Here is a 19,233-nt window from a genome sequence, read left to right as displayed (position 1 = left end):
CGGTTCTCCCGTCAACGCTCGCGGTCACGGGCAACAGCCAGGTTCGCCGCCGCCGCGCTCCCACCTCTGTATATGGACAACGTCATACTGGACAAATGACTCGCGCACTGGTGATCGTTGACATCCAACTCGACTACTTCGACGGGGGCGCCTTCCCGCTGGTCGGGCCGGATGCCGCAGCCGCCGCGGCCCGCTCGGTTCTCGACGGTTTCCGCGCATCCGGCGAGCCCATCGTGCACATCTTTCACGTCTCGACCGAGGCCGAGGCCCCCTTCTTCGTGAAAGGCACCCCGGGCATCGAGATCCACCCCCTGGTGGCGCCGGTCGGCGACGAGATCGTGCTCGAGAAGCACGAACCCAACAGCTTCATCGGAACGGGACTTCAGCAGGTGCTGACCGACGAGGGGGTGACCGAGCTGGTCGTCGTCGGCATGATGAGCAGCATGTGCATCGACTCGACGACGCGCGCCGCCAGCGAACTGGGCTTCGAGGTCACCGTCGTCAGCGACGCCTGCGCCGCACCGGATCTCACCTTCGGCGACACGGTGATCCCGGGCGCCACGGTGCACGCGTCGTTCATGGCCGCGCTCGACGGCAGCTTCGCCACGGTGTCGACGAGCGGCGACCTGCAGAACTAGGCCGCCTCGTCGACGACTCTCAGTCTCGACTCAACGAGTCCATGCGCCCCACGTACATCGAGCGGTGCAGCTCTGTCACGTGGGCATACGCGAGCCGGCTCGCACTCGCCGCGTCGCGGTTCGCCAGCGCCTCGATCAACAACGCGTGCTCCGTGTTCGACTCCGCGAGATACTCCAGGCGATAGGGCACGAAGTACTCGTAGAGCTCGTTCGACACCCGACGATGCAGGGTCGCGGCTCCCGCCACATGGGCCGCCGCCGCGACCGCCTCGTGGAAGGCGGCATCCGCCTCGCGAAAGTCTGCCCAGTCCCTGGCCGCCCGCATCCGCGTCACGAGCGCGCCGAGCTCGGCCAACTCCTCATCCGTGCGCGCTGCGCTGGCGAGACCGGCGAGGCCCGCCTCGATCACGGCACGCTGATCGATGAGGTCGTGAACGTGCTGGGCATCCTCCCGGTAGGCAGCCAGAGCCGGAATGCCGTGTTCGGGAAGGACCTCGGCGATGAACGACCCCCCGGAGCCTCCGCGCAGCCGCACCACGAGTCCCTCGTCACTCAGCAGCCGATAGGCCCGTCGTGCGGTCATCTCGCTGACGCCGAACGCTCGAGCCGTCTCCGCCGGGGTCGGCAGGCGCTGCCCGGCGGCGAGCATTCCCAGATCCACTCCGAGCCAGATGCGAGCGCGCACGGTGTCGACGGCCGAGGTGCGACGAATCGCGCCGAGCGCGGGTGAGTCGAGATCCACGGTCGGCTCCGTTCAGGTCATGGATGCCGCCGGCCCGGCTGGCAGGGCCGGTCAGGCGGGCGGCATCTCGGCATCCACATCGATTGCCGCACCCCGATCGAGCCGGAGCCGCGCTCCCAGCACGATACCAAGCAGCAACGCGACGACCGGCACCAGAGCGAGCGCCGTACTCACGGCCACGCTGCCACCCGTCACAAGAGTGAAGTTCGACAGCACGAGCCACATCGCGACGATGAGGCCGAGAACCGCGAGCACCGGGAACACTCGCGCTCCCGCGGTGCGCCCCTCGGCGAGTGCGGGGCGGCGGAGGAAGAAGACGAAGACGGCAACCGAGGTGAGGAGCATGAGAATGACCATGCCCACCGTCGCCACCCCGGCCATCGAACCGAAGACACCGACGAGGGGGTCGAGACCCGACAGAGCCAACACGGCGAGAACGATGGCGGCCGTGATGGTCTGAACGATCGACGACACCGATGGGGAGTGGTGACGGGCGTGCCGACGCCCGAGCGCAGACGGCAAGACGCGCTTGTTCGCGAGGCTGAACTGGTAGCGGGCGATCACGTTGTGAAAAGAGAGAACGCACGCGAAAAGGCTGGTCACGAGAAGCACCTGGATCACATCGCGCATGATCGGGCCGAGGTACCGGGTGGCCGTGTCGAGCAGGAGGTTGCCCTCGCCGTCGAGAGTCTTCTGGGCGACTGCGACCGCGTTGCCGGCACCGACGCCCGTGATGAGAGCCCAGCACGAGACGGCGTAGAAGACTCCGATGACGATCACGGCGATGTACGTCGCTCTCGGGATGGTCTTCTCGGGGTTGCGCGCCTCGTCACGGAAGACGGCGGTCGCCTCGAACCCGATGAAACCGGTGAGAGCGAACAGCACCGCGACGCCGATTCCCGGAGTGAAGACGGTGGCGGGATCGAAGGTCTCGGTGGCGATGCCGCTGTCGCCTCCCGAGGCGAAGATCACGACATCGAGCACGACGACGACCAGGATCTCGAGCGCCAGAGCCACGCCTAGAACGCGGGCGCTCAGGTCGATGTGCCGGTAGCCGAGCACCGCCACGATCGCCATGGCGGCGAAGGAGTAGAGCCACCACGCGGCATCGGGCCCGCCGAAGTAGGTCACCAGGTCGCCGACGGCCCACCCCATGTATCCGTACACTCCCACCTGAATCGCCGTGTAGGCGACGAGGGCGGTGAAGGCGGTGCCGAGACCGAGTCTGGCTCCGAGCCCCGCGGTCACGTAGGAGAAGAAGGCGCCCGCCTCTCTCACGAACGGCGTCATCGTCACGAAGCCCACCGAGAACAGCAGCAGGATGACTGCGGCGAGAGCGAATCCGATGGGTGCCCCCGCGCCGTTGCCGCTCCCGACGGCGAGAGGTACGTTGCCGCCGATCACCGTCAGCGGAGCCGCCGCGGCGATCACCATGAAGACGATGGAGCGCGTGCCGAGCTGCCCCTCGAGGCGTGTGCTCGAGTGCGAGGTGACAGTGGGTGAGGCGGTCATGGTCTGCTTTCGGTCGGGTGGTCGGGTGGTCGGAGCCAGGTCTGAGCGAGACGCTCAGTACAGCTCTGGGCGGCGGTCGGCGAGATAGGGGTTGGCGATCCGGGCTCGAGCGGTCGCATCCGGATCGATCGTGGCGACCATCAGGCCCGACTCTGCCTCGCCCAGTAACGCGAGGCGCTCGCCGCTCGGGGCGACGATGCTGCTTCGCCCCACGTAACGCAGATCGCCTTCGGCTCCGCATCGGTTCACGTAGACGACATGCACCTGGTTCTCCCACGCCCGAACGGGGATGAGCTGCTCCGCGATGTGGGCGAACGGCTCCATCTGAGCGGTGGGAACGATGACCGCGTCGACGCCAGCGAGCGCGGCGGCCCGCACGGTCTCGGGGAACTCGACGTCGTAACAGATGAGGAACGAGAGGCGCACGCCGTCGATGTCGATCGGTTCGGGCAGGTCGTTACCGGCAGAGAAGAGAGAGCGGTCGAGATCGGCGAAGAGATGTGTCTTGCGATAGCGGGTCAGCTCGATGCCGTGCGAGTCGACGACGACGAGGGCGTTGTAGATGCCGCCGCTCTCGCGTGGCAGCGGCAGCCCGGCGACGATCGCGATGCCGACCGACCTCGCGATATCGGCAACGCGGGCCGGCAGATCGAGGGCGGCGAGCTCATCGAGGCTGCCGGTGATGTTGTACCCGGTCACGAACATCTCAGGGGTGACCAGCATGCTCGCCCCGCGTTCGAGGGCGTCACGCGCGGCCTGCTCGATGATGGCGAGGTTCGCGTCGACGTCTCCGGGCACACCGGCGTGCTGAAGTCCTGCGATCGTCAGGGTCATGTCGTCCTTTCGGGTAGCGACTGGGTCAGTCAAACAGATCAGATTGATCTATTCGATTTCTGCCACGTTACGGCCTCGTTACGAGACACGAGCGGCAATCGTGTGCGCGCAAGGGGATGTCGGTGGTCACGGCCCCGCCGTACGATTCCGATATGAGCTCACACGACAAGACCCAGGACGCCCCCATCATGGACGGCGCGAACGAAGCGACCGAAGAAGAGAAGCAGGCCGGTCGCGAAGACCAGATCAAGGCCGACAACGCCCGCGACGGAGGACTCGACGACGATCTCCGCAGCATCCGCGTCGTCGACGAGGGCAAGAATCGCGCCCGTACCGAGGGCAACGGCAGCGGCGCCGACGGAGCTGTCGACATCTCGAACGAATCCGACGTCGAGCGCAGCGACTCCGACGACTAGCTGGTAGCGGCGGAGCACTCCCCGCACGGGGAGTGCTCCGCCGCCAGTCAGATCGTGCGCAGCTCGCCTCGAACGATCGAGTTGCCCGAGTGAGTGGTGTCTCCATTGTCGGGTTCGGCCGACACGTCGACGAGCGAGTAGTCGGCGAGATCGACATTCGACGGAACCGTGAAGACTCCCTCCACCCCGTCGAGATATCCGATGCTGACGAGTTGCGTTCCGTCGCCCGAGATCAGCCACACCTCTCGCAGTTGCGCGTCTGAAGGGCCGCTATCGCCCGCCGTGTCGACGTCGACGACGACCTGGCGCGTGCCATCGGGCAGCACCTCGACCACGGCGCTGCCGCGGGAGTCGGCCCAGTCGGGGAACGGATCGAGTTCTGCTCCGGCCACCGCGATGCCGGTCTGCGCGGTCTGGGATGCCTGCCACCAGGAGCCGATTCCGGTTCCGGCGACGATTCCCACGACCAGGGCGGCGACCGTCACGGGCACGACGAAGCGGGTGCTCCAGCGGCGCCGCCATCGCCCCGTAGCCACGTGAGGCGCGGCCATATGAGGCGCCGCTGCGAGCGACTCCTGTGCGGCGCCATCCTCGATCTCGGCCTGGATGCGCTGCCAGACGGCGGGCGGGGGCGTGGCGAGCGACTCGCCCTCGGCCGAGCGACCCAGGTGAACGACCGCCTGGAGCTCGCGCAGTTCGACCGCGCACTCCGCGCACGAGGCCACGTGCGCGCTCTCGTCGTCACTCGGAGCGAGTTCACCCAGCCCGATCAAAGCCAGCTGGTCTGCATCAATGTGTGCCATCGTTCACCTCCAAACGTATTCGTAGCCGAGACAGACTTCGACGGATATGACTTTTCACGGTGCCGAGCGGCAGCTCGAGTCTCTCCGCGATCTGCGCGTGCGTCAGATCCGCGAAGAAGGCCAGTTTCATGATCGTGCGCGGCACCGGGTCGAGACGCTCGAGTTCATCGGCCATCATCAACCTATCGGCCACCTCCGCCGTGTCATCGGTCGTCGCGACGGCGTTCTCGAGAATGTGCGCCTCGTCGGCTCGACGCATCCGGCTTCGCGCCTCGTGGGCATCGGCGATGGAGTGCCGGGTGATCCCCACCAGCCAACTGCCCATGCTCGCCCTGGCGGGGTCGTACTTCTCGCGCCCCCTCCATGCGGCCACGAAGACCTTCTGCGTCACGTCCTCCGCGTCGCGCGAATCACCCAGCGACCGCAGCGCCAAGGTGTATACGAGCGACGACCAGCGCTCGTAGACGCCCGCCAGAGCACGATCGTCGCCCGAGCAGAAGGCGTCGACCAGTGTGGTGTCGTCGGTGGATACGTCGGTCACGTCAGCGTGCGGCTTCCTGGTGGACACCCCGATCGCACGAGCCGAGAATCGCGGATCGGAGGGGGATTCGGGGCGATGAGTCAGCGTAGGGTCGAGCATACTTGGCATCCCCCATCACGCGATCGGCACGGCGTAGACGATCACATTGCTGAGGTAGTGACCGGTGCTGTAGTCGAATTCTCCGCCGCAAGTGATGAGGGCCAGCCGATGGTCTCCCTCCCGGTCGAAGACGGCATTCCAGTCGACACCGTTCTTCTCGAGCATCGAGACGCTCTGAACCGAGAACCTCGCCGTCTGCCCGTCGACCGACGTGGTCACGACCTCGGTGCCGACGGGCGCGTCCTTCAGCAGCGCGAACTGGCCGACCCCGTAGTCGAACGAGTCGACGTGGGCGGCGATGACGCTGGTGCCCGAGGCGCTCCACGGCGTGGGTCCGTAGCGGTACCACGACGCGATCGCGGGGTCATCCGACAGGGCGAGCGCGCCCGTGCCGTCGACACCTTCCGGTGACACCGTCACGTCGATTCCGAGCGCCGGCACCTGCACCCGCGCCGGCTGCACGACGGGTTCGGCGGCGTTCGCCCCCAGGCTCGCGTCGGTCAGAGGCACGGTGGATGCGACGGGCCCGGCGGGCGGTTCCGTCGCCGAGGGCGTCGGCGTGGGGGTCGCCGGTCGCTCGACGCCCGCCGGGGTCGACTTCGCGGGGGCGTCGGCGGCGGCGCCGCATCCGGTCGTCAGCAGCAGCGAGGCGAGCGCGAGCGCGCCGAAGACCGCGGCCCGGGTTGCGTGAACCCGGACCGCGGCCGTGTGGGGATGCCTGCGGGTCAGCGCTCGACCTTGGCGAGCATCCGGCTGCGCACTGCTGTGATTGCAAGCGCGGAGAGCAGCAGGGCGAGTGCCCCGCCGATCAGCAGGCCGGCGGGGTCTGCGGGCTGGTTGGTCGCGACGAGACCGGCCGTTCCCGCGGGGACTCCACCGGGGTTGGAGTGCAGTCCGCCGATGGTCTGCACGGCGAGCGCCAGGTTGCCATCGGCGAGGCTGCCCCACGCGTAGACGATGGTGTTCGTTCCCTCGGCCACGTCGACGTCGGCCGGGCCGATCACAGGGTCGGTGGTTCCTGTGGCGGCGACCGACGCCGACACGGTGCCGGCGGGAAGGGTGAGCACGGACTCGCCCGGGTTCGCGAGGTTCGTGATCACGGGGCTGCCTGCGGCGAGAACGTCGACCGCGGGGGCGGCGGCGACGTGGCGCACGGTCAGGCGTCCCTCGCCGGCGGCGAGGGTGGCTGTGTCGTTGGTGAAGAGCGTCGCGGTGGGCTTGCCCGCGGCATCGAGGTGCGCGACGGCGGTGTAGTTGCCGTTGGCCGCGAGGGCGAGGTCGACCGGGCCGATCAGGGGCGAGCTGGCGTCGGCCGCGTCAGAGGCGGTGATCGCCACCGAGTAGGTTCCGGCGGGCAGCGGCAGCGGTCCGGCGAGGGTACCGGGCGTGAAGTCGTCGAGGGTCAGGGCTCCGTTCACGTAGACGTCGACGGTGACGCCGGGAACGGCGTGCAGCACCGACAGCTGGGCGTCGCCTTCCGCTGCGGATGCGGGGAGTGCGGCTGCAACGGCGACGAGCGCGCCGGCGGCGATGCCGGCGATGAGGGTCTTGCGCATGGGTACCTCCTGTTAGCGCCCCGAGGGGCTGAGAGAAAACTGCCTACATAAAGCACTTCTCTCGAAGGGCCGCATTTGGATGCACCTTCGCCGAACTTTTTTCTGCGCGGCTCTGCCGGGTAGCGCGTCGTCTGCCCGGTGACCCATGATCGAGAGATGACCTACCTCGCAGACCCGTCCCGTTACGACAGCTTCCCCTACCGACGCACGGGCCGAAGCGGCCTCAAGCTTCCCGCCGTCTCGCTCGGGCTCTGGCAGAACTTCGGCGACGATGTAGCCATCGAGACACAGCGCGCGATTCTGCACCGCGCGTTCGACTCGGGCGTCACGCACTTCGACCTCGCCAACAACTACGGCCCTCCGTATGGCAGCGCCGAGACGAACTTCGGCCGTATCTTCGCCGAGGACTTCGCGGGCTATCGCGACGAGCTCGTCCTCTCGACCAAGGCCGGCTACGACATGTGGCCCGGACCCTACGGCGACCACGGCTCGCGCAAGTACCTGCTCGCCTCGCTCGACCAGTCGCTGGCCCGCATGGGCGTCGACTACGTCGACATCTTCTACAGCCACCGCGCCGACCCTGACACGCCCCTCGAAGAGACGATGGGTGCGCTGCACACGGCCGTGCAGTCGGGGCGCGCTCTCTACGCCGGCATCTCGAGCTACTCGCCCGAACGCACGGTCGAGGCCGCGCGCATCCTGGCCGATCTCGGCACTCCCCTGCTCATCCACCAGCCGTCGTACTCGATGTTCAACCGCTGGATCGAGGCCGGCCTGCTCGACACCCTCGGAGATCTCGGCGTGGGCTGCATCGCCTTCTCGCCCCTCGCCCAGGGCCTGCTCACCGACCGCTACCTCGATGGCATCCCCGCCGATTCGCGCGGCGCGCGCGGCGGCTCGATGCAGAAGCGGATGCTGACCGACGAGACACTCGAGCGGGTTCGGGGCCTCAACGAGATCGCCTCAGGGCGCGGGCAGACGCTCGCTCAGCTCGCACTGTCGTGGGCGTTGCGCGACGAGCGCGTGACCTCGGTGCTGATCGGCGCATCGTCGGTGACGCAGCTCGACGACAACCTCGCCGCGGTGCAGAACCTCGCGTTCACGAGCGATGAACTCGCGAGCATCGACGAGTTCGCCGGCGACCGCGACATCAACCTCTGGGCGAACTCGAGCGCCGTCTAGCCGGTGCGGCGGGCGCCGGCAGTAGGCGCCCGCCGGCACTCCGCCCGCTGCTAGCGGCGCGCGATCGGCTGGATGCCGAATGCCTTCGCGAGACGGTCGATCTTCTCGGCGCGACCGAGCCTCGGCAGGTCGCTGCCATCGCGGATGACCCGACCACGCGACTCGAAGTCGTCGAGGAAGTCGCGCGCCCACGTGGCATCCGACACCGTGGGGCTGATGGTCTCGTTGATCACCGAGAGCTGGTCGAGGTCGAGGCACAGCTTTCCGGTGAGGCCCATGGCCACGGCGTGCTCAGACTTCTGCCGCAGCACCGGATGGCTGCTGCCGACCGTCGGGCCATCGATGGGGCCGGGCAGATTGCCGATGCGGCTGGCCACGACCAGACGCGAACGCGGATACGCCATGGCCAGGTCGTCGGCACTCGTGCCCGTGTCGCGCCGGTAGTCACCGCTGCCGAAGCCGAGCCGGAAGGCTCCGCGGGCGCGGGCGATCGACGGCGCCTCCTCGATTCCCAGCGCCGACTCGACGAGGGCGAGAACGGGCACCGTGCCGCCGAGGCGGTCGAACGTCTCGGTGACGTGCTCGGCGGATTCGGTCTTGGCGAGCATCACGCCGGAGAGGCCCGGAACACCCTTGAGGCCGTCGACGTCACCGCTCCAGAACTCCGTGCTGCGGTCGTTGATGCGCACCCACCCGGCACCGCCGGCCGTGAGCCAATCGATGACCGAGCCGCGCGCATCCGCCTTCAGCTTGGGGTCGACGGCGTCTTCGATGTCGAGAATGATCTGGTCGGCGCGCGAGTTGCTGGCCGCGTCGAACTCCTCGGAACGGATGCCCGAGACGAGCAGCCAGGAGCGGGCGATTGCGGGATCGATGGTCGATGCGGTCATCTACGGTCTACTTCTCTGTCGGAGATTCGGACACAGTCACCGACCACGACGATCGGCCCTGCTCGTGCCTCAGCATCGTATCGAACGATTCTCCGCGGCAACCTCAGCGGGTGAGGCGCAGCCTCTCAGCTCGCGCGCAGCGACGCCGCGCAGGTCGACAGCATCGCGCGCAGCGCGTCTTGATCCTTCGACGAGAGCTGCGACTTCATGCGGTCTTCGACCCCTCTCACCGCAGCACTCGCCGTGGTGAGCTGGGCCCGGCCCGCTGCGGTCAGCTGCGTCGGCAGCGCTCGCCCCGACGCAGGCTGCTCCGATCTCGTCACGAGCCCGTCGGCCTCCAGCGCCTGCAGCAGCACGTTCATCGCCTGGCGAGTCACGAATGTTCCGCGGGCCAGCTCCGAGTTCGACAGACCCGGTCGCTGAGCGAGCAACTCGAGGCACGAGTAGTGGGTCACGCTCATGCCGAGAGGGCGCAGCACCGCCTCCATCGCCGCGCGCAAGGCGCTGGCGACCTCCTTCATCAGGTATCCCAACGAGGTGCTCAATTCGATTCCCGAAGCGCCTTGACTCATGTCAACATTCTGACATACTGATCATGTCAACAAACTGACATAACCAAGGAGAATCTCATGACCGCATCCGGCCCCGGCTTCATCTCACTTCAGGTCCGCGACATCGAGGCGTCTGCCGCCTTCTACGAGAAGTACCTCGGCGTGAGCCGCCAGCCCGGCCCGCCTCACGCCGTGGTCTTCGACACCACGCCCGCTGCCTTCGCGGTGCGCGACGCACTGCCCGGCGTCGACCTGAACTCCGGCGCCCAGCTCGGTCTCGGCATCGGCGTCTGGATGCACGCACCCGATGCGCAGCAGATTCACGACACCCTGGCGGCCGACGGATTCACGATCACCTCGGCACCCGTCGACGGCCCGTTCGGCCGCACCTTCACCTTCGCCGACCCCGACGGCTACGCCATCACGCTGCACGACAAGGCCTGATCCGTCCGTGCTTCACCACCTCTGCGGGCGATCGCCGAGCGCGCTCTTAGCGGGCACGCGCTCCCTCGTCGAGCGCGCGTTCGCCCGCTGGCGGCGCGCTCAGGCGGCAGCCCGCTCCACGATGTCGCGGATCTCGGCAGCACTGAGGTTCGCCCCGAACAACTCGCGGCCCGGCTGCAGCACGGCTCCCTCGGCAAGCGGGCCGAGGTCGACCGCGTCGAAGCCCAGAGAATCGATGAAGTCGGCGACCACGTCGTTCGCCTCGACGTCGTCTCCCGAGAGCGCGATCGCCTTGCGGTCCGGGTCGCCCTCCGGCCGCGAGCCCTCGTCGAGGTCGTGATACCCCATGTGGTTGAACGCCTTCACGACGCGGGAGGCAGGCAGGAGAGCTTCGACGATCTCACTGGTCGTCGACTCTGCGTCGGTGAGGTCGGGGCGCTTTCCGTCGACCTCCCACCAGTAGTTCATGGCGTCGATCACGATCTTGCCGCGCAGCTCGTCGACCGGCAGCGCCCGGTGGCCGTCGAGCGGCACGGCCTTACCCAGGGGCAAAGCCAGGATGACGAGATCCGCCCGGCCCGCGGCATCCGGTGCCGTCGTCGCCTCTGCGCCGTGCGCCAGCACATCGATCGTCAACTCGATCGCCGCTGGCGGTCGGGAACTCGCGATGAGCACGCGGTAGCCGGCTGCGATCGCGAGCCGGGCGAGCACGGTGCCCACTTTTCCGGCACCGAGGATGCCGATTGTCACCGGCCGTGAGCCGGATTCGGGGTTCGTGAGTGTGATGTCCATCGAGCTTCAGAGTAGTGATCGGTCATGCACCACGACGAACTGACTCGTCAGTCGCGCACGCCGAACAGTCCGAAGCCGTGCTTCACCAGCACGTCGTAGGCGTCGGCGTAGTTGTCGGGCACCGGCGCATCCGGCTCGTAGCGGGCAAGCAGGATGCCGATGAGTCCGAGCGCGGGCGGGGTCAGGGGGCGCTTACGGTCTTTCTCCTTGTCGGAGCGCGGATTTGCCTCAGGATTTGGGGGAACGTAGGCGGGGGTAACCGTGGGCCAGAGCGCGGGCTGGCGCGGCTTCTTCAGATTCACCGCGTTGAAGATCGGCCTGGCGGATGCATCGCGATCGGTCAGCGGCTCGAGTCCGTGCAACTCGGCGATGGTCTTGGCAAGAGAGCCGTGGTGCATCTCGTCGTTGATGACGGTTCCGGCTCTCGTGTAGGCCGAGACCACGATGGTGGGAACCCGCAGGCCGAGACGATCGAACGTGAAGCCCATCTCGCCCGGGGCCTCGTTCTTCACGGGCGGCACGGCGGCCGGCGGCGCGACGTGATCGTAGAGGCCGCCGTGCTCGTCGAAGGTCACGAGCAGCACGGTGTTCATCGCGTTCGAGCCGGTGGTCGAGGCTCCGTCTTTGATCGACGTGTAGACCTCGCCGAGCAGTTGTTCGCCCGCCCGCATGTCCGAGAAGGCGGACTCCATCTCGGGCGTATCCGGCTCGACCTTGTCTTTCTCCGGTCGCACGACAGGCGGATGCATGTCGTTGTGGTCGAACACCATGCGCGGCTCCACGAAGGCGTAGTCGGGCAACTTTCCTTTGGCCGCGTCCTCGTGGAACTGCTCCATGCTGCGGAAGTTGCTCTTCCAGTACTTCTGCAGCGATGGAGCACTCAGCAGTCCGGTGAGCGAAACGACCTGCTGGGCGTCGTAGTACACGCGCCACGACTTGCCCGCCTCGTCGAGCCGACTGAACACGGTCGGCACGGCCGGCGCATCCAGCCATTTGTCGATGCCGCCACCCTCGACGTTCGTGACGAAGCCGTGTGAGGTGCTCGCGTGAAAGAACGAGCGGTTGCAGAACGTCTGCGAGGGAACGGCCGCGTGCCAGTGATCGTAGACACCGAAGCTCTTCGCGAGCGTCGACAGCACCGGGAGCATGGCCGGCGAGAATCCGCCCATCACCACGGCGTACTCCTCGGGTGTCGGCGCGCGCCCGCGAGACAGCGTGGAGTTCACGATGTAGTCCTTCACGAAGCCGTCGTTCTTCGGCGTCGACGCGTCTTTTGGCAGGTTCCAGGGCTCCTGCAGCGGGTTCCTCAGATCGGAGTTGCTCTCGGGGTCGATCGTTCCGAACAGCTGCGTGTTCACGTGGGGGTAGAACTCGCCGGGGTCGGGATCGGGCTGGGCCATGATGCGGTCGGTCGAACCGCTGTAGACGTGAGCGGGCACGGTGTCACCCGAGGGTCCGGGGTTGCTGTACTCCCCCTGGTGAAGACCGTCAAAAGTCTGCCCCGCGGGCTCCTGCCCCGACTCGTAGAGCCAGCCCAGCATGTGGTCGAAAGATCGGTTCTCGAACATGATCACGACCACGTGGTCGAATCCCGGTTCGTGACGAACGGGCAGTGGCGAGAAGCCGAGTTCGTCGTCATCCGGGTCAGACGAGCGGATGCCGGCGGTCACGCCGCCGACCGTCGCCCCGCCGACCGCGAGCCCCGCGACCCCGATGCCGGCGGTGCGGAGGAAATTGCGTCGTGAGGCGCCGCGCTGAGCTTTCTCGTCGTCGCTCTCGTTCTTTCTGGCCGCCATCTCGGTCCCCTCCCGATCCCGCCAGAATACTCGGGTGCGGGCCGAGCCCCCATGCCCTTGCGCCCCGTCGTTTCGTTCCTTCACAGAGTGATGCCCCACATGAAACTGTGAGCCTCGTCGTTTGTCGTGGCTGGTAATCTCGCTTCCGAGGGCCACCGCGCCGACTACACCGAGAAGCACCGCCTTCGGAGTGATCGCGACGAGAGGTATCCCATGACGAACTCCACCACCCGTACCCTGCAACTCGGCCGTTTCGCGCCGACGCTCGCTGTCACCGACATCGATCGTTCGATCTCGTTCTTCCGAGAGTTCCTCGCCCTCGAAGTGAACTTCACGAACGGCCAGCCCGTGGGCTTCGCCATCGTGCGCAACGGGGCTGCAGAGCTGCATCTCACGCTCGTCAAGAACCACCACGGCGGCAGCCACAACGTCGCCCATCTACTCGTCGATGACGCGGCTGCGCTCTATTCGACGATGGACGCGGCGGGGGTTCGCATGATCAAGGGGCTCCGCGATGCCGACTACGGTCTGCGTGGATTCGTCTTCTGCGACCCCGACGGCAACCGCATCGATGTCGGTCAGTCGATGCCCTGACCTTCTTCCCCCGGCGCGTGCGAATGGGATAGGGAAGGGACCGCCGTCTAGAAGGGCGCGACGCCGAGGCGGTTGATGAAGGTACCCGTCGGCCCAGCGCCGCCCCGCGTGGCGAGCTCGACGATCGCATCCGTGCCCTCGGTCACGGTCTGTGGGCCGCTGTTGTTGTTGAACTCGGTGGCCGTGTAGCCGGGGTCGGCGGCGTTGATACGGATCTCGGGGAACGCCTTGGCGTATTGCACGGTCAGCATGGTCACCGCCGACTTCGACGCTTGGTAGAGAGGCGCCACGATCTGCGACTCGACGTGCTCCGGGTCGAGCACGAACGAGAACGAGCCCATTCCGCTCGTCACGTTCACGATCGCCGCCTCGTTCGATCGCAGCAGCACGGGGCGGAACGCCAGCGTCATCCGCACGATCCCCAGCACGTTCGTGCCGAAGACAAACGCGGCATCGTCGGCGGTGAGATCCTCGGCAGCGGCATAGGGGCCGCTGACTCCCGCGTTGTTGATGAGCACGTCGAGGCCACCCGCGCCCTGGATGGTCTTCACGGCGGCCGCGACGGAGTCGTCGCTCGTCACGTCGAGCTGCACGAACCGGCCACCCAGCTCGTCGGCGGCCGCCCTGCCGCGGGTCTCGTCGCGTGCGCCCATCCACACGGTGTGCCCGGCCTCGATGAGGCGACGGGCGGTTTCGTAGCCGAGGCCTTTGTTGGCCCCGGTGATCAGTGTTGTTGTCATGACCAGAAGTCTGCGTCTGCCGTCGAGAACTGTCGTGGCCCGCTTCGGCGTATGGACGCTCAGTACCACCCACGGTGTGCCGACCGCTGGCACACTGAATGAATGCAGGATGCGCACGGCGATCTCGGAACGGTCCTTCGAGCGTGGCGCGACCGCCTGTCACCGCTCGACGTCGGATTTCCCGCTGGAGATGTGCGCCGGGCGGCTGGTCTGAGACGCGAGGAGCTGGCTGCTCTCGCCGGACTCAGCGTGGACTACATCGTGCGCCTCGAGCAGGGCCGTGCCCGGCGCCCCTCGGAGCAGGTCGCCTCAGCCCTCGCCCGCGCTCTCCAGCTCACCGACGCGGAGCGCGACCACCTCTTCGTGCTCGCCGGCCTTCTTCCGCCGTCACCCCACGAGGTTCCCGCGCACATCCCTCCCGGGGTGCAGCGACTGGTCGCACGACTGGGCGAGATTCCCGTCGCGGTTTTCACCGCATCGTGGGATCTGCTGAGCTGGAGCCCGCTCTGGGTGGCGCTTCTCGGCGAGCCCGTGTGGCCCGCCTCGGGTCGCCCCAACCTGCTGCGCGCGCACTTCGGAAATCTCTCGCTCGGCGCCGGCGGGGGCCGCATCGTCCGTCGATCCGGCAGCGTGGATGCCTTCGGCGCGTCTCTCGTCGCCGACCTCCGTCGCGTGGCCGGCCGCTATCCGGACGACCGCGGAGTGCGTGCCCTCGTTCAGGATCTGCTCTCGACGAGCGAGCCGTTCAAGGAGCTGTGGGAGAGCGGAATCGTGGGCGAGCACCAGTCGGAGAGCAAGGTCGTGAGCAACGAGCTGGTCGGCGACATCGAACTCGACTGCGACGTGTTCAGCGTGGCCGGCACCGATCTGCGCGTCGTCGCCTACACAGCCCCGGCGGCGTCGGAGGCCGCGGCCAAGCTCGACTTTCTCCGAGTGGCCGCTCCCGCGGCCGCCGCGCTCTAGGCCCGCGCGCGCATCCGCGCCGGTTGGGCGCATCGGCGCCTGGTCGTCCAGCAGCGGATGCGCCGAAGCGGCGCGGTTACGACGGTTGCAGCGCGGCGAGCGAGGTCGTCGGCAGAGCGGTCCACCCCTCGCGGCGTGCGCGGGCGAGCTGCTCCGGAGCCGGACGGCCGTAGTGGCCGAGAGCCGCGCTGCGCGAAGCGAGGGCGGCGATCACGGCGTCGAAGGCGTCGCCCGAGCGCACCATGAGCTCGACGTGACCCTCGAGGTCGAGCCAGGGGGCGGCATCCAGAACCCGAGCCAGCAGCAGCTCGCGCGCCAGCGCGCTCACGCGGTAGCCGGTCGTGTCGAACCCCCAGAGCCTGAGGCTCGCCCCCGGATAGATCTCGACGACGACCCCGGAACCCGAGCGGTCGACATGCACACCCCGAGCCTGGATGCGGCCGAGCAGCCCGGCGCACCGCATCGCGGTGAGCCCCAGCCGATCTGTCGACACGCTGAGCGGCCAGCGGCCTGTCTTGGCGCGCACGTCGCGATCCGTCGCGCGGTAGGCGAGGGTGCGACGCCAATCCATGCCGCCGTCGACGGCGGGCGCCTCGGTCGAGTCGTGATCGGCGTGGGCGACGATGAAACTCACGAACTCGTCGGGCCAGCCGAAGGCGCAATCGATGCCGAGCTTGTCGACCTCTGTCGCGGCCTGCGCGATCACGTCGTCACCGACGCCGAGTCGCAGCTCGGTCAGCGTCGCACGAGGCCCGGTCCAGTCGATGACCGCGAGCGCGGTGCCCTTGCTCTCGGCAGCGAGATCGACCCCAGCGGTGAGCATCAGACAAGCGTAGTCGCGAGCGGGAGCTGAACCGCGGCATGGGGACTTCTCCCCATTTTGGCCGAGGGCGACTCTGCCTAACGTGGAAGCATGACAACCGGATCCTTCTACGAATCCCTGCCGCACCAGAATTCGACTCCGCCCGCCGCAGCGCCCGGCTCCTACTCACCGCCGCCCGCCGCGCCCGCCACCGGGGCACTGCCCTACGGGCTGGGGTTCCTCGCCTACATTCCCCTGCCGTATCTGAGCCTGATCATCGCCGGAATCGTCATGGCCTCCGTGTACCCGTCACAGAAGAGAAAGGGCGGGTTCGCTGCAGAGAACGCCCGGCAGGCCGCGAACTGGGGACTCAGCCTGATCGTCTACATGGTGCTCGACTTCACGTTCTTCATCATTCTGCTCGTCACGCGCCCCGAGGAGAACACGGGGTTCTTCCCGGTCGGCATCCCCGTTCTGCTGGTGCTCGCGATCGGCCTCGCTCACCTCATCGTGAGCATCATGGGTCTCGTCGCGGCGAACAAGCACACGGTGCTGCGCAACCGCATCGCGATTCCCTTCATCCGCTAGGGATCAGGGAAGAAGCGCCCCTCCGGCGACCGCCAGCCGGTACCACTCCGGCCGCGTGAGCTCGATCTCCGACCCCGCGGCCGCCTCGCGCAGACGCGATCCCTTCGTCGTTCCCAGCACCAGCTGAATTCGAGCCGGATGCCGGGTGATCCAGGCGGCCGCGATCGCCGTGGGCGTCACCGAGTGGGCGGCCGCGAGATCGTCGAGAACGTCGTTCAGCTCCGCGTAGTTCTCGCGGTCGCCGATGAAGACGTTGCCGGTCGCGCCCGACTGGAATGGCGACCACGCCTGCACCGTGATGTCGTTGAGACGGCAGTAGTCGAGCACGCCATTGTGCCGGTCGACGGACTGCTCGGCGTGAGCCATGTTCATGGCGAGCCCCGAGGTGATCGAGGGCGCGTGGGTGATGCTCAGCTGCAGTTGGTTCACGACGAGGGGCTGACGCACCGACTTCTTGAGCAGCTCGATCTGCCCCGGCGTGTGGTTCGATACACCGAAGTGACGCACCTTGCCCTCGGAGTGCAGCTGCTCGAAAGCGGCCGCCACCTCGTCTGGTTCGACGAGCGCGTCGGGGCGGTGCAGAAGCAGCAGGTCGAGGTAGTCGGTCTTCAGCGCCGCCAACGACCCGTTGACCGAGTCGACGATGTGCTCGGCCGAGAAGTCGAAGTAGCCGGGGCGGATTCCGCACTTCGTCTGAAGCACCATCTGCTCACGCTCGGCCGAGGTGTAGTTCAGAGCATCGGCGAACAGGCTCTCGCACACGTGCTCGGGGCTGCCGCCTGAACCGTAGATGTCGGCATGGTCGAAGAAGGTGATGCCCTCGGCCTGCGCATCGCCCACGAGGGTTCGAATCTCGGATGCCGACAGCTCGGGAATGCGCATCAGCCCCAGAATGTGCTGCGAAACGGTCAGACCGGTTGTTCCGAGATTCACGTGTTTCATGCTTCGCAGGCTACCGCTCGCGGCCACAGGCCGACGCCGGAAGCCATCAGATGTTGTCGGGCTCGAAGGGAGTCTCGGTAGGCGTCGGAGTCGGCGTGGGCGTCTCTGTCGGGGTCGGCGTGGACGTCTCCGACACAGAGGGATTGGGCGTCGCCGTGCCGACCTTGTCCGTGTCTTGCGCCTCTCCCACACATCCGGTGAGAAGAAGCAGCGCGGCGGAACCCACGATGGTCGTAGCGATGATTTTCTTCATTCCGCCAATGTACGGAGTGCTCGCGCCCTTACCCGGCCCCGTAGATTTACGCGCTTCACGGTGGTAGCCGATCCGGCGCATCCGGTCGTGAGCTAGGCGTATCGTCGAAGCAGACCATTCGATTCTCACGAGGAGCCGCCATGACGAAACAGCTCGACAAGCCCGCATCCAAGGGCCGCACGGCGGCACGCATCGCTCTCGGGGCCATCCTCGTTCTTGCCGGAACGAGCCACCTCACTTTCGGTCGCGACGACTTTCGCGCGCAGGTGCCCGAGTTCGTGCCTCTCAAAGAAGACACGACCGTGCTCTTGAGCGGCGTCGCCGAGATCACGCTGGGCGCGGCTCTGCTCTTCGCCCCGCGCTCGCAGCGGGCACGCGTCGGCGGGCTCGCCGCAGCCTTCTTCACCGCGATCTTCCCCGGCAACATAGCGCAGGCGATCCACCACCGGGATGCGTTCGGTCTCGATTCCGACGCCAAGCGCGTCGGGCGTCTGTTCGGTCAGCCCCTGCTCGTGGCGTGGGCCCTGTGGTCGACGCGCACCGCGGCGAAGTGACCCGAAGCCGCATACTGCTCGCAGTCGGCGGAGTCGTGCTCGTCGCGGCGTACGCGGCTCTGATGGCCGTCGAATCGCTCGTGCTCGATCCGCTCGCGGCCGTTCCCGGTGCGACTCTCGAAGAGATCCACGCGTATCTCACGGCGGCCGGCGACGATGTCCCCGGTGACATCGCCTGGGTGATCGCCACAGCATCCATCGGTGTTGTGCTCGCCGCGGCCACCGCGATCGTCGGAGTGTGGAGACGGCTCTCGCTCTCGACGTTGGCGATCGTCTTTCTCGCCATCGTCGCGGCTGGGGCCGTACCCGCGTTCCTCGATGGCTTTCGCCTGAACATGGACATCGCCGACACCTACGGCGTCAGCGGCGGGGCGCACACGGTGTGGGCGGGAGTGCTCTATCTCACGAGCCTGGCAGCCGTGGGCGGAATCATCGGACTCGCTATCTACAGGTCTCGTCGGCCAGCCCAGTCGTCGTGTGCGATCGAAGGCATCGACCGCTAGTAGCTCGGCGCGTCGGGCTCACTCGCAGCGAGCTCGGCGCGATCGCGCTTCAGCCACAGTCGGCCCAAGACCAGCCGGTGGAGAAGCGAGGCAGCCACGGCGATGACGAGAAGCCACGGGTTCACTGTGCCGAACACGAGAAAAGCCGCCGCGACGAACACGGCCAGCATCAGAATGATCGACGCACCGACGCGAGACGGTCTCGCCCACAGCACGCTCGAGGGAACCCACCAGATCTGATCGACGTCGATCTCTCGTTCGTTATGGCGCTCGACGACCCAGAGAATCAGGGTGAAGCCGAGCACGACGACGAGCATCACGGCCCCGGGCCACTCCTGATAGAGCCCCACGGCGAACAGCACCACGAAGAGTGTGGCGGGGCCCGTCGTCAGCCACCAGCGAAGCGGAAATCTCTTTGCAGCCATGCTCAACACGCTAACAAAGTCACGTCTGGGGCTAAAACGTGACACCGATCTGCGCGACGACGTTCGAACACCA

General features: G+C 67.3%; 26 protein-coding genes. 10 read left to right on the top strand and 16 right to left on the bottom strand.

Translation table 11 applies throughout. The features are described from left to right. Positions 1-95 precede the first annotated feature (95 nt). Positions 96-638 carry a cysteine hydrolase family protein gene (locus ASF79_RS10580; protein WP_055854854.1) on the top strand — a complete coding sequence of 181 codons (543 nt, stop codon included), beginning with the start codon at positions 96-98 and terminating at the stop codon, positions 636-638. A gap of 19 nt (positions 639-657) precedes the next feature. Here ASF79_RS10580 and ASF79_RS10575 read toward each other — a convergent pair whose 3' ends face one another. The 3 genes from ASF79_RS10575 to ASF79_RS10565 are packed head-to-tail and all read right to left on the bottom strand — an operon-like array spanning position 658 to position 3,726. Continuing rightward, positions 658-1,380: a FadR/GntR family transcriptional regulator gene (locus tag ASF79_RS10575; RefSeq protein WP_055854852.1), complete on the bottom strand. Its 723-nt coding sequence runs from the start codon at positions 1,378-1,380 to the stop codon at positions 658-660. A gap of 51 nt (positions 1,381-1,431) precedes the next feature. Beyond that, entirely contained in the window at positions 1,432-2,892 is a 1,461-nt protein-coding gene (locus ASF79_RS10570) for an APC family permease (protein ID WP_055854849.1), read from the bottom strand. 54 nt (positions 2,893-2,946) lie between these two features. Beyond that, positions 2,947-3,726 carry a carbon-nitrogen hydrolase family protein gene (locus ASF79_RS10565; RefSeq protein ID WP_200933569.1) on the bottom strand — a complete coding sequence of 260 codons (780 nt, stop codon included), beginning with the start codon at positions 3,724-3,726 and terminating at the stop codon, positions 2,947-2,949. Positions 3,727-3,878: 152 nt separating this feature from the next. Here ASF79_RS10565 and ASF79_RS10560 point away from each other — a divergent pair, with 152 nt between their 5' ends. Continuing rightward, on the top strand, positions 3,879-4,142 hold the full coding sequence (locus ASF79_RS10560) for a hypothetical protein (RefSeq protein ID WP_156351768.1): 264 nt from the start codon (positions 3,879-3,881) through the stop codon (positions 4,140-4,142). Positions 4,143-4,189: 47 nt separating this feature from the next. Here ASF79_RS10560 and ASF79_RS10555 read toward each other — a convergent pair whose 3' ends face one another. The 3 genes from ASF79_RS10555 to ASF79_RS17490 form a co-directional block, all read right to left on the bottom strand. After that, on the bottom strand, positions 4,190-4,945 hold the full coding sequence (locus ASF79_RS10555; protein ID WP_082495832.1) for an anti-sigma factor: 756 nt from the start codon (positions 4,943-4,945) through the stop codon (positions 4,190-4,192). Continuing rightward, entirely contained in the window at positions 4,932-5,486 is a 555-nt protein-coding gene (locus ASF79_RS10550; RefSeq protein ID WP_235500732.1) for an RNA polymerase sigma factor, read from the bottom strand. Before ASF79_RS10550 ends, ASF79_RS10555 begins: the two co-directional genes overlap by 14 nt. Positions 5,487-5,600: 114 nt before the next feature. After that, the gene (locus tag ASF79_RS17490) at positions 5,601-6,095 is read right to left on the bottom strand and encodes a class F sortase (RefSeq protein ID WP_055854843.1); all 495 of its coding nucleotides are present in this window, start codon (positions 6,093-6,095) and stop codon (positions 5,601-5,603) included. Between the two features lies 1 nt (position 6,096). Here ASF79_RS17490 and ASF79_RS17485 point away from each other — a divergent pair, with 1 nt between their 5' ends. Next, the gene (locus ASF79_RS17485) at positions 6,097-6,276 is read left to right on the top strand and encodes a hypothetical protein (protein WP_055854840.1); all 180 of its coding nucleotides are present in this window, start codon (positions 6,097-6,099) and stop codon (positions 6,274-6,276) included. A 34-nt stretch (positions 6,277-6,310) separates the two neighbouring features. Here ASF79_RS17485 and ASF79_RS10535 read toward each other — a convergent pair whose 3' ends face one another. Next, positions 6,311-7,141 (bottom strand): DUF4397 domain-containing protein, encoded by an 831-nt coding sequence (locus ASF79_RS10535; RefSeq protein ID WP_055854836.1) that lies wholly within the window; start codon positions 7,139-7,141, stop codon positions 6,311-6,313. Positions 7,142-7,297: 156 nt separating this feature from the next. Here ASF79_RS10535 and mgrA point away from each other — a divergent pair, with 156 nt between their 5' ends. Further along, complete coding sequence (gene mgrA, locus ASF79_RS10530; protein WP_055854834.1) at positions 7,298-8,323, top strand: L-glyceraldehyde 3-phosphate reductase; 1,026 nt, start codon at positions 7,298-7,300, stop codon at positions 8,321-8,323. A gap of 50 nt (positions 8,324-8,373) precedes the next feature. Here mgrA and ASF79_RS10525 read toward each other — a convergent pair whose 3' ends face one another. Together ASF79_RS10525 and ASF79_RS10520 are read right to left on the bottom strand one after the other, a co-directional pair. Next, on the bottom strand, positions 8,374-9,213 hold the full coding sequence (locus tag ASF79_RS10525; RefSeq protein ID WP_055779548.1) for an HpcH/HpaI aldolase/citrate lyase family protein: 840 nt from the start codon (positions 9,211-9,213) through the stop codon (positions 8,374-8,376). A 125-nt stretch (positions 9,214-9,338) separates the two neighbouring features. Next, positions 9,339-9,785 carry a MarR family winged helix-turn-helix transcriptional regulator gene (locus ASF79_RS10520; protein ID WP_055854831.1) on the bottom strand — a complete coding sequence of 149 codons (447 nt, stop codon included), beginning with the start codon at positions 9,783-9,785 and terminating at the stop codon, positions 9,339-9,341. A 57-nt stretch (positions 9,786-9,842) separates the two neighbouring features. Here ASF79_RS10520 and ASF79_RS10515 point away from each other — a divergent pair, with 57 nt between their 5' ends. Continuing rightward, the gene (locus tag ASF79_RS10515; RefSeq protein WP_055779553.1) at positions 9,843-10,208 is read left to right on the top strand and encodes a VOC family protein; all 366 of its coding nucleotides are present in this window, start codon (positions 9,843-9,845) and stop codon (positions 10,206-10,208) included. Positions 10,209-10,307: 99 nt separating this feature from the next. Here ASF79_RS10515 and ASF79_RS10510 read toward each other — a convergent pair whose 3' ends face one another. After that, the gene (locus ASF79_RS10510) at positions 10,308-11,000 is read right to left on the bottom strand and encodes an NADPH-dependent F420 reductase (RefSeq protein WP_055854828.1); all 693 of its coding nucleotides are present in this window, start codon (positions 10,998-11,000) and stop codon (positions 10,308-10,310) included. 47 nt (positions 11,001-11,047) lie between these two features. Continuing rightward, positions 11,048-12,796 (bottom strand): alkaline phosphatase family protein, encoded by a 1,749-nt coding sequence (locus tag ASF79_RS10505; RefSeq protein ID WP_055854826.1) that lies wholly within the window; start codon positions 12,794-12,796, stop codon positions 11,048-11,050. 213 nt (positions 12,797-13,009) lie between these two features. Between ASF79_RS10505 and ASF79_RS10500 the strand changes: the two genes are divergently transcribed. After that, positions 13,010-13,390: a VOC family protein gene (locus tag ASF79_RS10500; protein ID WP_055855984.1), complete on the top strand. Its 381-nt coding sequence runs from the start codon at positions 13,010-13,012 to the stop codon at positions 13,388-13,390. A gap of 47 nt (positions 13,391-13,437) precedes the next feature. Here the strand turns inward: ASF79_RS10500 and ASF79_RS10495 are convergent, their stop codons facing one another. Continuing rightward, complete coding sequence (locus ASF79_RS10495) at positions 13,438-14,130, bottom strand: SDR family NAD(P)-dependent oxidoreductase (protein ID WP_055854824.1); 693 nt, start codon at positions 14,128-14,130, stop codon at positions 13,438-13,440. Between the two features lie 102 nt (positions 14,131-14,232). On the opposite strand from ASF79_RS10495, the gene ASF79_RS10490 reads away from it, so the two are divergent. Then, a complete protein-coding gene (locus tag ASF79_RS10490) occupies positions 14,233-15,093 on the top strand; it encodes a helix-turn-helix transcriptional regulator (RefSeq protein ID WP_055854822.1) in 861 nt (286 codons plus the stop codon). 76 nt (positions 15,094-15,169) lie between these two features. Here the strand turns inward: ASF79_RS10490 and ASF79_RS10485 are convergent, their stop codons facing one another. Continuing rightward, on the bottom strand, positions 15,170-15,916 hold the full coding sequence (locus ASF79_RS10485) for a DUF429 domain-containing protein (RefSeq protein ID WP_055854819.1): 747 nt from the start codon (positions 15,914-15,916) through the stop codon (positions 15,170-15,172). Positions 15,917-16,006: 90 nt separating this feature from the next. Here ASF79_RS10485 and ASF79_RS10480 point away from each other — a divergent pair, with 90 nt between their 5' ends. After that, positions 16,007-16,483 carry a DUF4870 domain-containing protein gene (locus tag ASF79_RS10480; RefSeq protein WP_055854816.1) on the top strand — a complete coding sequence of 159 codons (477 nt, stop codon included), beginning with the start codon at positions 16,007-16,009 and terminating at the stop codon, positions 16,481-16,483. 3 nt (positions 16,484-16,486) lie between these two features. On the opposite strand, the gene ASF79_RS10475 is transcribed toward ASF79_RS10480, so the two are convergent. Then, positions 16,487-17,425: an aldo/keto reductase gene (locus ASF79_RS10475; RefSeq protein ID WP_055855980.1), complete on the bottom strand. Its 939-nt coding sequence runs from the start codon at positions 17,423-17,425 to the stop codon at positions 16,487-16,489. Positions 17,426-17,471: 46 nt separating this feature from the next. Beyond that, complete coding sequence (locus tag ASF79_RS10470) at positions 17,472-17,678, bottom strand: hypothetical protein (RefSeq protein ID WP_055854813.1); 207 nt, start codon at positions 17,676-17,678, stop codon at positions 17,472-17,474. Between the two features lie 140 nt (positions 17,679-17,818). On the opposite strand from ASF79_RS10470, the gene ASF79_RS10465 reads away from it, so the two are divergent. Both ASF79_RS10465 and ASF79_RS10460 read left to right on the top strand, forming a co-directional pair. Beyond that, positions 17,819-18,232, top strand: a complete 414-nt coding sequence (locus ASF79_RS10465; RefSeq protein WP_055779572.1) for a DoxX family protein — start codon at positions 17,819-17,821, stop codon at positions 18,230-18,232. Next, a complete protein-coding gene (locus ASF79_RS10460) occupies positions 18,229-18,735 on the top strand; it encodes a hypothetical protein (RefSeq protein ID WP_156366223.1) in 507 nt (168 codons plus the stop codon). Before ASF79_RS10465 ends, ASF79_RS10460 begins: the two co-directional genes overlap by 4 nt. Here the strand turns inward: ASF79_RS10460 and ASF79_RS10455 are convergent. After that, entirely contained in the window at positions 18,732-19,160 is a 429-nt protein-coding gene (locus ASF79_RS10455; protein ID WP_055854808.1) for a hypothetical protein, read from the bottom strand. The two genes, ASF79_RS10460 and ASF79_RS10455, sit on opposite strands and share 4 nt — an antisense overlap. Positions 19,161-19,233 lie beyond the last annotated feature (73 nt).

This window comes from Agreia sp. Leaf335 (genome assembly GCF_001423605.1).
In the GTDB taxonomy this organism is placed as follows: Bacteria; Actinomycetota; Actinomycetes; order Actinomycetales; family Microbacteriaceae; genus Agreia.
The sequence above is the reverse complement of the archived record's forward strand: the minus strand, read 5'-3'. Positions and strand labels throughout refer to the sequence as shown.

Bases quoted from the DNA above. Each gene is read 5' to 3' on its own strand.
- ASF79_RS10580 (WP_055854854.1), top strand. From the start codon at position 96: ATGACTCGCGCACTGGTGATCGTTGACATCCAACTCGACTACTTCGAC.
- ASF79_RS10570 (WP_055854849.1), bottom strand. From the start codon at position 2,892: ATGACCGCCTCACCCACTGTCACCTCGCACTCGAGCACACGCCTCGAG.
- ASF79_RS10565 (WP_200933569.1), bottom strand. From the start codon at position 3,726: ATGACCCTGACGATCGCAGGACTTCAGCACGCCGGTGTGCCCGGAGAC.
- ASF79_RS10560 (WP_156351768.1), top strand. From the start codon at position 3,879: ATGAGCTCACACGACAAGACCCAGGACGCCCCCATCATGGACGGCGCG.
- ASF79_RS10555 (WP_082495832.1), bottom strand. From the start codon at position 4,945: ATGGCACACATTGATGCAGACCAGCTGGCTTTGATCGGGCTGGGTGAA.
- ASF79_RS10535 (WP_055854836.1), bottom strand. From the start codon at position 7,141: ATGCGCAAGACCCTCATCGCCGGCATCGCCGCCGGCGCGCTCGTCGCC.
- mgrA (WP_055854834.1), top strand. From the start codon at position 7,298: ATGACCTACCTCGCAGACCCGTCCCGTTACGACAGCTTCCCCTACCGA.
- ASF79_RS10525 (WP_055779548.1), bottom strand. From the start codon at position 9,213: ATGACCGCATCGACCATCGATCCCGCAATCGCCCGCTCCTGGCTGCTC.
- ASF79_RS10520 (WP_055854831.1), bottom strand. From the start codon at position 9,785: ATGAGTCAAGGCGCTTCGGGAATCGAATTGAGCACCTCGTTGGGATAC.
- ASF79_RS10515 (WP_055779553.1), top strand. From the start codon at position 9,843: ATGACCGCATCCGGCCCCGGCTTCATCTCACTTCAGGTCCGCGACATC.
- ASF79_RS10510 (WP_055854828.1), bottom strand. From the start codon at position 11,000: ATGGACATCACACTCACGAACCCCGAATCCGGCTCACGGCCGGTGACA.
- ASF79_RS10505 (WP_055854826.1), bottom strand. From the start codon at position 12,796: ATGGCGGCCAGAAAGAACGAGAGCGACGACGAGAAAGCTCAGCGCGGC.
- ASF79_RS10500 (WP_055855984.1), top strand. From the start codon at position 13,010: ATGACGAACTCCACCACCCGTACCCTGCAACTCGGCCGTTTCGCGCCG.
- ASF79_RS10495 (WP_055854824.1), bottom strand. From the start codon at position 14,130: ATGACAACAACACTGATCACCGGGGCCAACAAAGGCCTCGGCTACGAA.
- ASF79_RS10490 (WP_055854822.1), top strand. From the start codon at position 14,233: ATGCAGGATGCGCACGGCGATCTCGGAACGGTCCTTCGAGCGTGGCGC.
- ASF79_RS10485 (WP_055854819.1), bottom strand. From the start codon at position 15,916: ATGCTCACCGCTGGGGTCGATCTCGCTGCCGAGAGCAAGGGCACCGCG.
- ASF79_RS10480 (WP_055854816.1), top strand. From the start codon at position 16,007: ATGACAACCGGATCCTTCTACGAATCCCTGCCGCACCAGAATTCGACT.
- ASF79_RS10475 (WP_055855980.1), bottom strand. From the start codon at position 17,425: ATGAAACACGTGAATCTCGGAACAACCGGTCTGACCGTTTCGCAGCAC.
- ASF79_RS10470 (WP_055854813.1), bottom strand. From the start codon at position 17,678: ATGAAGAAAATCATCGCTACGACCATCGTGGGTTCCGCCGCGCTGCTT.
- ASF79_RS10465 (WP_055779572.1), top strand. From the start codon at position 17,819: ATGACGAAACAGCTCGACAAGCCCGCATCCAAGGGCCGCACGGCGGCA.
- ASF79_RS10455 (WP_055854808.1), bottom strand. From the start codon at position 19,160: ATGGCTGCAAAGAGATTTCCGCTTCGCTGGTGGCTGACGACGGGCCCC.